Genomic DNA, 12,716 nt, shown 5'->3' with positions numbered 1-12,716 from the left:
CCTGACTGTGACGCAGCTCTAGAGAACTTTGGAGGCCAGCGTTGCCAGAACCGTTGGAGCGGGCTTCGGCTTGTAGGTCGAGAGGAACCGCTGCTCGACTTTGAGCTGCTCGTCCCACGAGTTGATCAGGTCTTCGACGGCTCGCATGTCTCGCGATTCCGTGAACGGGCAATGCAGCGGGCGATCGGAAGCCCGTTCGCCCAGGAGGGCCGCTTCATAGCACTGGAGCGACTGGGCGAATCCCTCGCCGCCCGCCTTGGCTCCCAGCACCAGGACGCAAACAACACCGATTTCCCAGAAAGGCAATCTCATTTGGACACGTTTACCCAAGCCCGTCCGAAATCCGCGGCGGGCTAACTCAGCAAGATGGCGACGACCGGGGTCATCACCTCGACGGCGAGCAATCACCGAAAGACTGCCTAAGAAACTTGCGGACCAAACCGCGAGAAGGCGAGCGGGTGTCGCGGGGGTGTGGCTTGTAACGTGTTTCTTTTCAGTGGCTTGCGCATTCTGAAAAAACGAAGAACCCGAGAGTGGCCGCAGGAAGCTGAGTCGGTGCTTAGCACGCGTGCCTTCGATTCGCGCAGCCCACTCATCGGGTTTCGGCAGAGTTTGCAAGTCGTGGAGGATACGGCAGAATCGCAACCGTTGATTCGTTGCCGCTCCACCGTGAGCTCGGCTTCGTTCACTTCACCGCTCGGAATGAAAGAGGGTCGCCCGTATGCCTCGAAATGCTTTTGCACGACTGCTGACCGCCGCCTGCCTGTGCGGCTTTCTGATCGCCGCGCCGGCCCGGTGTCCGGGGGCCGACACTTACGCGACCCCGGAGGAGGCGGCCAAGGATGCGGACTTTGCCGTCCAGGGGGAGTACCGGGGTGAGAACCGCGGCATCCAGATCGTCGCTCTCGGGGACGGGAAGTTCAGCATCGTCGAGTTCGAAGGGGGGCTGCCGGGAGGGGGCGGGAACCTGGCGTCGCGGAAGGTGACCGAGGGGGACACGGCGAAGGTCAAGGAGACGGTCAAGGGGCTGGATCGGGTCGATCGCCGGAGTCCGTCGCTGGGCGCGAAGCCTCCCGAGGGGGCGATCGTCCTTTTCGACGGGACGAAGGAGTCGCTGGACAAGAACTGGAAGCCGGGCGCCAAGATGACGGACGATGGCCTGCTGACGCAGGGCTGCACGAGCAAGGAAGGGTTCCAGTCTTACACCTTCCATGTCGAGTTCCGGCTTCCGTATATGCCGAAGGCTCGTGGACAGGCTCGCGGGAACAGCGGGTACTACATCCAGGGGCGGTACGAGTGTCAGATGCTCGACTCGTTTGGTCTGGAGGGGCTGGATAACGAGTGCGGCGGGATCTATTCGATCTCGAAGCCGGACGTGAATATGTGTTTCCCGCCGCTGAGCTGGCAGAGTTACGACGTGGATTACACCGCTGCGCAGTTCGATGACTCGGGGAAGAAGACGAAGAACTCGCATGTCGTCGTGAAGCACAATGGCGTGGTGATTCATGACCGGGACCTGACGAAGGGGACGCCGGGCGGGCCGATCAATGGGGAGATTCCGGGGCCGGGGCCGGTTTACTTCCAGGACCATGGAAACCCGGTGCGTTACCGCAACATCTGGATCGTTCCGAAGAGCTGATCGGAACAGAAAGATCCAGCGCCATCCCCTCACCGGGGTCCAGGGGGCACTCCTGGTGGGGGATGCAAGGGGGCAACGCCCTCTTGCCCGCCGGAGGCCCTCTCGTCGAGAGATGTCTGAAGGAGCGCGTATCCAATCGCGGACACCGTGCCGGATGCCCCCTCACCAACCCGCGGGGATTCCAAGCGAGCGGTGAGTCCTCAACGCCGGTCCCACAAAGGGGACGCCCGTTGCTTACCACGGTTCCTCACAGGAGTGCCTCCGGCGGCAAGGGGGCGTGGCCCCCTTGACCCCAGCCTGCCGTGGCACGTTGGGTTTGAGCTATCGGAGCTGCGCCGGCAAGGTCGCTCAGTCGTTCAGACGGAACAGACGGCGAATGGCGTCCAGGAGACCGTGCGGCGTCCCCTCCTTCGCCTCATGACGCAGCGTTTCCAGCGGCGGGTGCAGCAGCTTGTTGACGATCCGCTCCACCGAACGCTCGATCGCGTCCCGGGCCCCCGGCTCCAGCGGGCCGAGTTTCTTGAACAGCTGGTCGAGCTCCTGGCGGCTGATCTCGTGCCAGTGCTCCCGCAACCGCTTGATGATCGGGCCGGTCGCCTTGTGATAGACGTCCTGCAGGAACCGGGCGGTCTCCTCATCGACGATCTGCCGGGCCCGCTCGATCTCTCCGGCCCGGGACTTCCGATTCGTCTCGCAGGTCTTTTCCAGGTTGTCGATGTCGAAGAGATAGATGTCGGAATCGATCTTCTCGACCTGCGGATCGAAGTCGCGCGGCGCCCCGAGATCAAGGATGAACACCGGCTTGCTGCCGGTCCGGCGGCGGACGGCCCGGAACCGCGGGACGTCGACCACCGGCCGATCCGCGCCGGTCGTGCTGACGATGACGTCCGCCAGCGCGAGGCAATCGTCCAGCTCGCTCCACGGCCTCGCGATCCCCGCGAACTCCGCCGCCAGCCGCTCAGCCCGCTCAAGGCTTCGATTGCAGACCAGGACCTGTCGGACCCCTTCTCCCTGCAGGTATCGCAGCGTCTCGGTGGCCATCTCGCCGGCGCCGAGGATCAGGACCGTCTTGTCGTCGAATCGGTCGAAGATCCCCTTAGCGAACGCGCCGACGGCGACGCTGGCGATCGAGATCTTTCCCTCGGAGAGCTTCGTCTCAGTCCGCACGCGGCCTGAGACCGTCAGCGCCCGCTGAAACAGCGTGTTGGTCAGCGGACCGTTGGCCTGGTTCCGCATCGCGCCGTCGTAGGCCTCCTTGACCTGGCTGACGATCTGGGTTTCCCCCAGGACCATGCTGTCGAGACTGCAGGCGACATCGAAGAGGTGCCGCACCGCCTGCGGACCGGTGTCTTCCAGCAGGTCGCCGAGAAACTCGTCGAGCGGGATCTGGTGGAACTCGGAGAAGAACTGGGCCAGCTGATGCTGCGTGGGGGCCCCGTCACCATCCTCCTGGGCCATGTAGACCTCGACCCGGTTGCAGGTCGAGAGGATTACCGACTCCGAGGCCGGGAACCGGCCGCGAAGCTGCTCATACGCCCGCGCGAGCTTCTCCGGCGAGGAGAACGCCAGCCGCTCCCGGACCGACAGGTCGGCAGTCTGATGATTGCAGTAGACGACCTGGAGGTTCATGGGGAGGGGGGACGAGTCAACGGGCGGAGGCGAGAGCGGCTGCGGCGGAAAACAGGTGGAATCGGAACAGGCGGAATCGGAACGCAAGGGTGATGTCGGGTCACCGGTGGTGTATGCCACTGAAGACCTCCAGCATGACGATTGTGGCCAATAGAAACCCGCAGGCCCACATGGTGCGCCACGCGACGTGCCGCCCCTGCGGCCGTCGCGACCACAGGAGCCAGGCGAACAGGACCATCATCGCGGCCCACAGGAGGCCGCAGATCACGAACGGGGTGGAGGCGAGGTTGACCGGCCGCTCCGTCGACTGCGACAGGAGCGTCAGCCAGACCCCGCTGGCGAGGCCGATCGTCAGGAGCGGGGCGGCGACGACGACGGACCACCAGTTGGCCCGGGCGAGCCGCTCCAGGCTGAACAGGTGCTGTCCCTCGAACTCCGGGGCCTTGTGCCGCAGCCGGCGGTGCTGAACCAGATACATCATGCTCAGGATCAGGCTGGAGAACACTCCCGCGATCCCCAGCACGAGGGTCGAGGCGTGGAACATTCCCATCGCGTAGAGCTGGTCGCGGGGCCGATGTTCCGAGCCGACGTAATAGGCGCTCCCGACGAACACAAGGACGATCGGCAGGATGAAGATCCCGAGGCCCAGGCGGTTGTTCGCGATCTGGATCAGCAGATACCCGGCGACGCCGAGCCAGGCGAGGACGAGGAGCCAGTCATGCATCGAGCCGACGAGGGGGGCGAGCCCCGATTGCCGGCTGCGGACGACGAGGTAGATCGAATGGGCCGCGAGTCCGGCGAGCGTGAAGCCGATCGACACCCACCGCGTGATCCGGCTGGGCCGGAAAAACTGCGTCATCTCCACCGCGAGTGCGCAGAGGTAGCTCGCGAAGAAGCAGAACAGCGTGACGTTCTGGAGGGGAAACGGCATATCGCCCTGGGAGGCCGAAAGTCGGAACGTTGTGTGGGGGTGGGAGGCAGGCAGTGTGGGGGGAGGGGGCCGGCCGAGCCGGGTCGAGGACATTCTATCCTATCGGAGTCGGCCCGACTCTCGCGAGATCGCGGCCGGTTCGTTCCGCAATGCGAAAGTTTCGCCCCGTCCGCGGTGGCAGGACCGGTGTCCCCGCTACCAGTGCATCACGAAGCCGCCGTCGACGTTGATCGTCTGGCCGGTGACGTTGTCCGCCCGCCGGGAGGCGAGGAAGACGATCATGGCGGCGATGTCTTCCGGCGTCTGCCAGCGGCCGAGCGGGACCACGCTGCGGACCTTGGCTCCGGCCCACTCCTCGTAGGATTTCCGACCCTCGGGCGGCTGCTGGTCGTTCCAGGCCCGCCAGACCGACTCGTTGAGGGGCGTCCGAACCATCCCCGGACAGACGGTGTTGATCCGGATGCCGTGCGGGGCAAGGTCCTTCGCCAGGCACTGGGCGAAGTTGATGTTGGCTGCCTTCGATGCGCTGTAGGGGGGATCGGTTTGCGAGCCGATCTGCCCGGCGACCGAGGCCAGGAACGTCATCGTCCCCTCTTTCCGCTCGGTGAGCCGGGGGGCGAAGGCGTGGGCTACGTGGACCATGCCGAGGATGTTGATCTCCAGTGAGCTTCGCCAGTCCCGTGGCTTGAGGTTCGTAAACGGGAACCCGAACTTGCCCGACCCGACCGCCGCGCAGTGGACGACATGGTCGAGCTGGCCGAACCGGTCCTGGGCGCGCTCGGCGGCGTGGAGGACGCTTTCTTCGTCGGCGACGTCGCAGGCCACTCCGGCGGCGGCCCTTCCGGTTTCCTCCTGAAGACCCGCGGCGACGGCGGAGACCTGCTCGGAGCGGTCGAGGAGGATCGCCCGGGCTCCCTCCTGGAGGAACAGCCGCGCGGTCGCGAGACCGATCCCGCTCGCCCCGCCGGTGATGACGGCGACCGTGTCTTTCAGGCCCAGATCCATGTTGCCCTCGTCGAGATTCCGAGTTCGTTCATCCAGTCCATCGGGGGAAGCGGGCCACAGCCTACACGATCGCTTCCCGGTCGAAGACGCCGTCCTGACAGATCGGGCCGAACTCGGTGAGCCAGCCCGGTTCCGCCGGGAGCTCCTTCCAGAACTCTTCCGCCCAGATGGAACGGACGACGCGGCGGGCGACTTCGTCCGCCGCGTCGAGGTCCTCTTCGGTCCAGCCGGCGATCTGTTCCTTGATGGCGCTCATGTCGCGGGGGAGCGTGATGTAGCCCAGGCCGATGTTCCCCTCGACTCCCAGGGGGCGGGCGAGGTGGCGGTAGAGGGGGAGCTGAAGGTCGACCCACTCCTTCTTTTCGAGGTGGACCTTCTCGGGGGACTTGGCGGCGTCGCCGGTCTTGTAGTCGAAGATCATCCAGGCGCCGTCGCGGATGTTCCGGTCGATGCGGTCGATCCGTCCCTTGAGCTGGATCGACCGGCCGCGGTCGACTTCGAACGGGACCGGCGTCGACTTCTGCGGGACTTCGGCGAAGACAATCCGCCATCCCTGCCGGGCCCACTCGGCCTGCCATCCGGCGAAGACGTGCAGCCGGGCACGGGCCTGTTCGATCTGGACGCGGATCGGGACCGCGATCTCCCGGCCGAACGTTTCGAGAACCAGCTTGTCGAGCTGCTCTTGGAGGAAGGCCCGGATCTCTCGGTCGTCGACCGACTCCCGGAGCGGTCCCTGGCCGAACTCGCTCAGGACGTCGTGAATCAGGTTGCCGAAGGCGGAAGCGTCGAGTTCCCCCGCCGCCTGCTGGCTGTCGCTGAGGCCGAGGACGTGTCGCAGATAGAAGCGGTACGGGGACCGGAGGTAGTCGCGAAAGGCCGTGACGCGAATCTCCGCGACCGGCGTCTTCAGGGGGATGGGCCGGGGAATCGTGAAGCCCGACTGCGGTTGCGTGGCCCGGAAGGGGCTCCGCGTGGGACGGGAGGGGGCGGGCTGGCCATAGAACTGTTCGACCCGGCGGGCGATCTCCTCGGGGGCCGCGGCGAAGAGTAGGCGGCTGGGGGTGAGCGGCTCGTTCTCCATGTCGCGGCGGCCGGCGATGACCGTGATCTCCTCCCGCGAATGGAGCAAGGCCGAGAGGGCGTAGGCATCGCGGGCGTAGCGGCGGGCGTTGTCGGTCACGCCGAGGTGCCGCCGGAGGGCGTTGGGGAGAAACAGGTGGGAGTTGATCGAGGACGGAATCATCCCCTCGTTGCAGCCGGTCAGGATCAGGACCGGGGCGTCGTCGAGGGGGAGTTCGAGCCATCCGAGGAGCGAGAGGGCGTCATCCGCAGGCGTCTGCGGGAGCGTCTTCTGCAGCACCTCTTCAAGCGTCAGCCGGATCGCCTGGGCGGCCGAGACGGATGGGACGAGTTGCGGGGGGAGCTCGGCGTGCTCTTCGAGGGCCTGCTGGATGGTCTGGACGGACTCGATCAGGATCCGGTCGGCGTCGAGGTTGCGGTCGAACTCGCGGTGGCCGTAGATCGTCAGCAGGAGCTGGATCAGGGGCCGCGTCCAGTCCGCGAGCGGGCGCATTCCGGAGCTGAGCGGTCCCAGAAGGGAGTCGACCTGCTCGGTCACCTGTTGCGCGGTTTCGGTCTCCGCGGACTCGCCGAGCCATTCCCCGAGGCGGCGCTGGAAGTGCGAGGCGAAGTAGCCGTCGACCGCCGTCAGCCAGCCGGGTTCGAGCTCCTGCTGCCCGAGCCAGTTCGTCATGTCGGGATGGCGGATCAGGGCGGCGAACGTCGTCGCGAGGTTCCCGCTTTCGAGGTTGTCGGCGATGGCCGCGAGCAGTCGATAGGGCCCGGTCTCCGGCAGCGTGCGGGCGACGACCCAGGCGGAGGGGATCTCGTTCTCTTCGAGGCGGCGCTGGATCGGCAGGGCGAGTCGTTCGTCTCCGAGGCCGACCGTGATGTCCTCGACGCGGCGCTGGCCGCCGAGGGAGCCGAGCGTGCGGACGACGGCGTCCGCCTGGTCGACGGGGCGGTCGACGACAAGGATCTGGCCCGCCGCGATCTCGACGTCGCGGTCTTCCCACGCGTCGGGGACCAGGCAGCCGTGGCTGTCGAAGAGGTCCGCGAGCGCCGGCGCCGCGTGGACGTAGGCCGTGACCCGGTCGGCGACCTGATCGAGCATGGCCCGCAGAGTCTGGTTCAGGTCGGCCGCGCCGACGATCACGATGTCGCGGTCGGTGCGGCATTCCTGCTGGTCAATGGCCACGAGCCGCGCCGTGTGGATGTCCCAGAGATCCAGGCTGTCGAGGAGGGCGAGATAGGCCTTCTGGACGTCGTGGAGGGCTTCCCAGCGGGCGGACTCGTCGAACTCGGGCAGTTCGGCGCCCCGTTTGGCGACGTCGCTGAAGTCGATGCGGTCGGCGGTCAGCTCGGTGTGCTGGGCGGAGATCATCCGGCCGAGAGCGATCCAGGCGTCGACGTCTTCGTCGGGGGGGATCTGGCTGAGGACGAGGCTCAGTCGGTCGCGGGGGATTTGCTGGAGGGCCTCGACCCAGGCGAACTCCTGGGTGAGGGTGTTGGCGAATGGGCGTTTGGGCTGGTAGAGGCGTTCCGGGAGTGCACCGACGGTGACGACTTCCGGGGGGATGTTGCGCCCGCCCGTCTTCTCTGCGAGGAGTTCGAGGAATCGTCGGCCGGCGCGGCTGCCGGGGAAGACGGCGATGACGTTGGAGAGGTCGCAGAAGCCGGCGATGGAGTAATCGGCTTTCAGGCGGTCGATGACGGCTGGAAGGGCGGGCTTGGCCCAGTCCACGAATTCGCGGCGAATCGGCATCGATCACGATCTCCCTGGTGGTGGGAGATCGTAATGGAAGGCGGGGAGCCAGTCGCCTGTTTCACCGGGTCCAGGGGTACCCTGGTGGGGAGTGCAGAGGGGCAAGGCCCCTTTGCCCGCCGGAGGCCTGGCCGTCGAGAGATGTCTGAAGGAGCACGTGTCCAAGCGCGGACAACGTGCCGTATGCCCCCTCACCTAAGACCCGAGGATTGCGAAGCCAGCGTTGTGGGGGAGGGAGTCCTCAACGCTGGTGCCACAAAGGGGGCACCCGTTGCGTCCCACAGTTCAGCGGGGAAGAGGCCTCCGGCGGCAAGGGGGTGAGACCCCCTTGACCCCGGGCTGCCGTGGCATGTTGGGTTTGAGCTATCGAGCCGCGCCGGCAAGGACGCGGTTTGATCGCTCCGACAGGCTCACTTCTTCAGAAGGTCCGGGAGAACCTTCTTGATGTCGTCCAGCGAAGCGGTCACGAGCTGCACCGTCCCGGTCGAATCGACCACGAACATCGTCGGCACCGACAAAATCCCGTAGTTGATCGCCTGCGGACAATCCATCCCCTTCTTCTCCGCAATATGAGCCCAGGGGACCTTGTACTCGGCGATGTACTCCTTGATCGGACCGTCGGCGTTGTCGACGTTGATCCCCAGCACCTCCAGACCACTCGCGCGGTTGGCCGCATAGAGCTCCTTCAGCGCCGGCAGGTCTTCCGTACACGGTTTGCACCACGTGGCCCAGTAGACCACGATCACGGTCTTCCCCCGGTACTGAGCGACGTCGATCGAGCCGCCGGTCAGGCCGGTTCCGGCCATGACGAGCGGACGCCCCTTCAGCTGGAGCCGCCGCAGCGAGCCGGTCGCCCGCTCGCCGACTTCGGTCTTGGGGAAATCCTTCATCAGCTGGCCGTACCATCGGGACGCTTCGGTCGGCTTGCCGTTGAGGTCGAGGGCGGTCGCGAGCTGGTACATCGCGTCCGGAACCTGCTCCGCCGTCGGGAAGTCGGTGACAAACTTCTCGAGGGAGGCGAGGAACCCGTCCTGGACTTTCTGCCGGTCGGCCGCCTCCGCCTTGCTGAGGTCGACGAAGTACTGCGCCAGGATCCGGCGGAACGTGACGTGGGAGAGAAGCGGAGACGCCTTGTCGCGGCGGATCGCCGTTTCGAGCTTGGTCAGCTCGTCGAGGCCGTTCGGGAAGGTGTCGACCTGGGTCGCCTCGGCGATGATGTCGATCTGCTGCCGCTTCCACTGGAGCCGGTCGCTCTCGGACCCGCCGGTCGCGGCGAGCGCTCCCAGAAGACGGGCGTGCTCGACGTTGTACCGGCCGATCGCTTCCGGCTTGTCGCCGGGCTTGGGAGCGTTCTCGTGGAGCTGCGTGAGCTGATCGATCAGCAGCTTCATCTCCGGGGTGATGTCGGCCGAGACCGTCTCGCTCGATCCGGTGCCGGGCCGCAGGATCGAGCCGGCGACAAGCTCCTTGACGCTTTCGTCGATCGCGCGGGGCATCTGGGTCAGCTTCCAGACATCTCCCACCTTCAGGATCTCGCCGACCTGGATGAAGCCGGTCTGGCTCCCGGTCTCGACGATCGCCATGACGTTCCCGTAGATCGTCAGGTCCTGCGTTGCCTTGCCGGCGTCGGAGGGGACGAGACTCGGGTTCTGGCCATCGAAGCGGAGCCACTTGGTGGTCGGCTGGATCACCTTGCTCTGCGACAGGATCTGCTGCATCTTCTGGCCGGGAGCGGAGACGTTCCCCAGGATTTCCTTCGACAGGTCGGCATCGAAGCCGAGCCGCTTGAGATCCTCGGCGGTCACCAGGACCGCCTGCAGGGCCGCCTCATTCCGGTTGGCGAGCGCCCGGACGACTTCCCGCGAGAGCTCCTCGGCCGAGAGGATCTTCCACTGGTCGATCACGCCGTCCTGGTTGCTGTCGATCCCCCAGCGGGTGCCGGCGGTGTTCATCCACCGGTACTGGTCGATCTTGGCGTCGCCGTCGGAATCGATCTCGCGATAGACCTCGAAACCATCTTTGTAATAACGGAACTCGTCGACCGCCCGGTCGGCGTCCTCGCCATCCTTGAACCAGCGGAGCATCTGCCCCTGCGGTCCGGTGAGGATGTAGCCCGACGTCTTCCCCGCCTGCTTGACCTCGACCTTGCACTGGGCGAGGTCGGCCTTTGTCGGCATGTCGATCTCCACGTCCTTCTGACGCGGGGTGTAGTCCATCAGCTGTTCGGCGGAAACCTGCTGGGCCTGGACTTTGCCGGAAGCCAGCAGGGCGGACACCGCCAAGGCGGCCCCCAGTCGTGTCCGGAACGTCATTGCATCACTCCGTTGTATTTGGCGGGAGAAGATTTCCACTCATTGGAGGCCCAATCCTAAAGAGTCCCTCCGGACGCGTCACCGGCACTTTTTGCCATTCCTACAATCCCTCGGCAGCGACTGCCGAAATCGAACAAAACCCTCTTGGCGGTTTCCGCCGGTCGGGGATATCTCTCCGCTCCCTTCAGACGGCGGCACGAAGAACGGGCTTGACCCGTGCGGGTGCCGGAAGTCGGGGACCAGGAGCGACGGCGATTCGTCGGCTTTGCCTCTGGTCCCGGACGTTCGGCCCCCTCTTCGTCCGCTTCCCTTCGGTTCGGTTCCCCGCCCCGCCTGACCCTCCCTTCCCCCTGCCGGCACCGGGAACGAACCACCCTCCCCTCCCTGACGACCTGAACCGCGGGTTCTCCGCCGGCCAGGTCCGGATCGCGAAGTTGGAGTCCTGTCCATGCGAGCGTTCGCTCTTGGCCTCTTGCTCATCGCGTATGCGTCCGAGACGCGTGCCTCCGCTCCGAAATTCCCCTACGACGCCGTGGTCCAGGCGGACGACGTCGAGGTACGGAGTGGGCCGGGCACGCACTACTACCCGACCGGCGTCCTCAAGAAGAGCGACGCCGTGACCGTCCACCGGCACGATCCGGGGGGATGGTTCATGGTCTCCCCTCCCGCGGGGAGCTTCAGCTACATCGACGCCCGTCTCATCCAGAGGCAGGGAGACCGCGGCGTCGTGCAGGTCGTTCCGAATGAGGACGGCTCGCTCCCCCGGGCGATCGTCCGCATCGGCAGCCAGCTTGGCGACGACCACAAGTTCTACGGCCGGCAGCTCACCAACGGCGACCAGGTCCAGGTTCTCGGCGAGCGAACGCTGACGACCGACCGGGGCGCGGTGACGATGCTCATGATCGCTCCTCCCTCGCGGGAATACCGCTGGGTCAAAGGGGACTTCGTGATCGCCGCCGATCCCTCGATCCGGGAGCAGAAGGCGTCCGATCCTTACGCCGATCCGCTAGTCGAGACCGGCGTGCGGCTTCCCCCTCCGCCCGAACTGCCGGCGGTTCCCCTCGCTCCGCCCGCCCTTCCCGCTGTCGCGGAAGCGACGCCCGAGCCACTCTCGGCCCCCAGCCGCGAAGTGAAGTCCTCCGATGCCTCCGGCGCCTCCGACGGTTCGTCGGTCGCCTCCGCCCGGCTGCGGATGCGGGAGATCGACGGCCGGTATGTCGACATGGTCGCCAAGCCTCCGGCGGAATGGGACATCATCGGGATTGAAGACGGCTACCGGGCGGTCATCCGCAGCCTTCCCTCCGGGGATCCGCTGGTCGAGTCGCTTGAGAACCGGATCGGCGCCCTGGCCGAGCGCCGCAAGATCCAGGAAGAGTTCCAGGAGTTCGTGAAGCTGACGAGCGCCACGTCGCAGCGGGACGCCGAACTGGCGGCCCGCCAAGCGTCTCCGATCGCCACCCAGGCGGGGGCGATTCCGACCAACCCGGGCGCCGGCATGGCGACGGATCCGGCCGGGAATCCTCTGTTCTCTCCCGAACTGCTCGGCAATGCACCGAATGGGCAGCCCTCGTTCACCGACGGAGCGAACGGCCCTGCCTTGCCAGTCCCCGGTGTTGTCTCGCCCGCCTCGACGATGAACGGTCCGAATATTGTGACGAGTTCCCCCGAAGTGATGCCCGTCACTCCGCGGGGGGCCCCGGGCCAGCTTGTCCCGACCCCTGCGTCGCTGGTTCCGCCCGCTCCTGGCGTTGGCACTCCGGGACCGACTTCGATGTCGTTCGGCGGTCCGGCGGCGGGAATGAGCCCCGCGGCGGGGATGGGGCCGGCAGCCGGGATGAGCCCGTCAGCTCCCGGTCCGACTGGCGGAGTTTCACCGCAGCTCAATGGCGCGGGAATCGTTCAGCGGGCTCCGGCCCGGCCCGGAAGTCCGCCGTACATGCTGACCGCTCCGGACGGCCGGTTCCTGACGTTCCTGAACGCCGGTCCCGGCGTGAATCTGGACGCCGCGGTCGGCCAGCCGATGGGGGTTGTTGGACGTCGCTACTTCGAGCCGTCGGTCCGAGCGGAGATGATCGTGGTCCGCCAGATGATGCCTGTGCAGCTTCAGTAAGAGAAGTCGATTCTCTCGTTGGCCCGAACCGCGTCCTTGCCGGCACGGCTCGATAGCTCAAACCCAACGTGCGACGGCAGCCGGGGTCAAGGGGGCAACCCCTTGCCGCCGGAGGCGCTTCCATGAGGAACCGTGGTACACAACGGGCGTGCGTTTTGTGGAACCCGCGTTGAGGACTCGCCGCTCGCTTTGCCATCCCCGCGGGTTGGTAGGGGGGCACACGACACGGTGTCCGCGCTCGGACACGTGCTCCTTCAGATATCCCG

At 66.3% G+C, this 12,716-nt stretch carries 8 protein-coding genes; 2 read left to right on the top strand and 6 right to left on the bottom strand.

Going from position 1 to position 12,716, the window contains the following annotated elements; all coding sequences use genetic code 11:
- Positions 1 to 18: 18 nt before the first annotated feature.
- A complete protein-coding gene (locus tag VT03_RS07445; RefSeq protein WP_156514343.1) occupies positions 19 to 312 on the bottom strand; it encodes a hypothetical protein in 294 nt (97 codons plus the stop codon).
- Positions 313 to 721: 409 nt separating this feature from the next.
- On the opposite strand from VT03_RS07445, the gene VT03_RS07440 reads away from it, so the two are divergent.
- Entirely contained in the window at positions 722 to 1,639 is a 918-nt protein-coding gene (locus VT03_RS07440) for a DUF1080 domain-containing protein (protein ID WP_075092410.1), read from the top strand.
- 348 nt (positions 1,640 to 1,987) lie between these two features.
- On the opposite strand, the gene hemA is transcribed toward VT03_RS07440, so the two are convergent.
- The 5 genes from hemA to VT03_RS07415 form a co-directional block, all read right to left on the bottom strand.
- On the bottom strand, positions 1,988 to 3,355 hold the full coding sequence (gene hemA, locus VT03_RS07435; protein ID WP_231870619.1) for a glutamyl-tRNA reductase: 1,368 nt from the start codon (positions 3,353 to 3,355) through the stop codon (positions 1,988 to 1,990).
- Between the two features lie 13 nt (positions 3,356 to 3,368).
- Entirely contained in the window at positions 3,369 to 4,199 is an 831-nt protein-coding gene (locus VT03_RS07430) for a hypothetical protein (protein ID WP_075092408.1), read from the bottom strand.
- A 195-nt stretch (positions 4,200 to 4,394) separates the two neighbouring features.
- The gene (locus tag VT03_RS07425) at positions 4,395 to 5,204 is read right to left on the bottom strand and encodes an SDR family NAD(P)-dependent oxidoreductase (RefSeq protein ID WP_075092407.1); all 810 of its coding nucleotides are present in this window, start codon (positions 5,202 to 5,204) and stop codon (positions 4,395 to 4,397) included.
- A gap of 61 nt (positions 5,205 to 5,265) precedes the next feature.
- A complete protein-coding gene (locus VT03_RS07420) occupies positions 5,266 to 8,028 on the bottom strand; it encodes a PD-(D/E)XK nuclease family protein (RefSeq protein ID WP_075092406.1) in 2,763 nt (920 codons plus the stop codon).
- A 410-nt stretch (positions 8,029 to 8,438) separates the two neighbouring features.
- Complete coding sequence (locus VT03_RS07415) at positions 8,439 to 10,340, bottom strand: redoxin domain-containing protein (RefSeq protein ID WP_075092405.1); 1,902 nt, start codon at positions 10,338 to 10,340, stop codon at positions 8,439 to 8,441.
- A gap of 448 nt (positions 10,341 to 10,788) precedes the next feature.
- Here VT03_RS07415 and VT03_RS07410 point away from each other — a divergent pair, with 448 nt between their 5' ends.
- Entirely contained in the window at positions 10,789 to 12,450 is a 1,662-nt protein-coding gene (locus VT03_RS07410; protein WP_075092404.1) for an SH3 domain-containing protein, read from the top strand.
- The last annotated feature ends 266 nt before the right edge of the window (positions 12,451 to 12,716 follow it).

Source organism: Planctomyces sp. SH-PL14 (assembly GCF_001610835.1).
Lineage (GTDB): Bacteria > Planctomycetota > Planctomycetia > Planctomycetales > Planctomycetaceae > Planctomyces_A.
The sequence above is the reverse complement of the archived record's forward strand: the minus strand, read 5'-3'. Positions and strand labels throughout refer to the sequence as shown.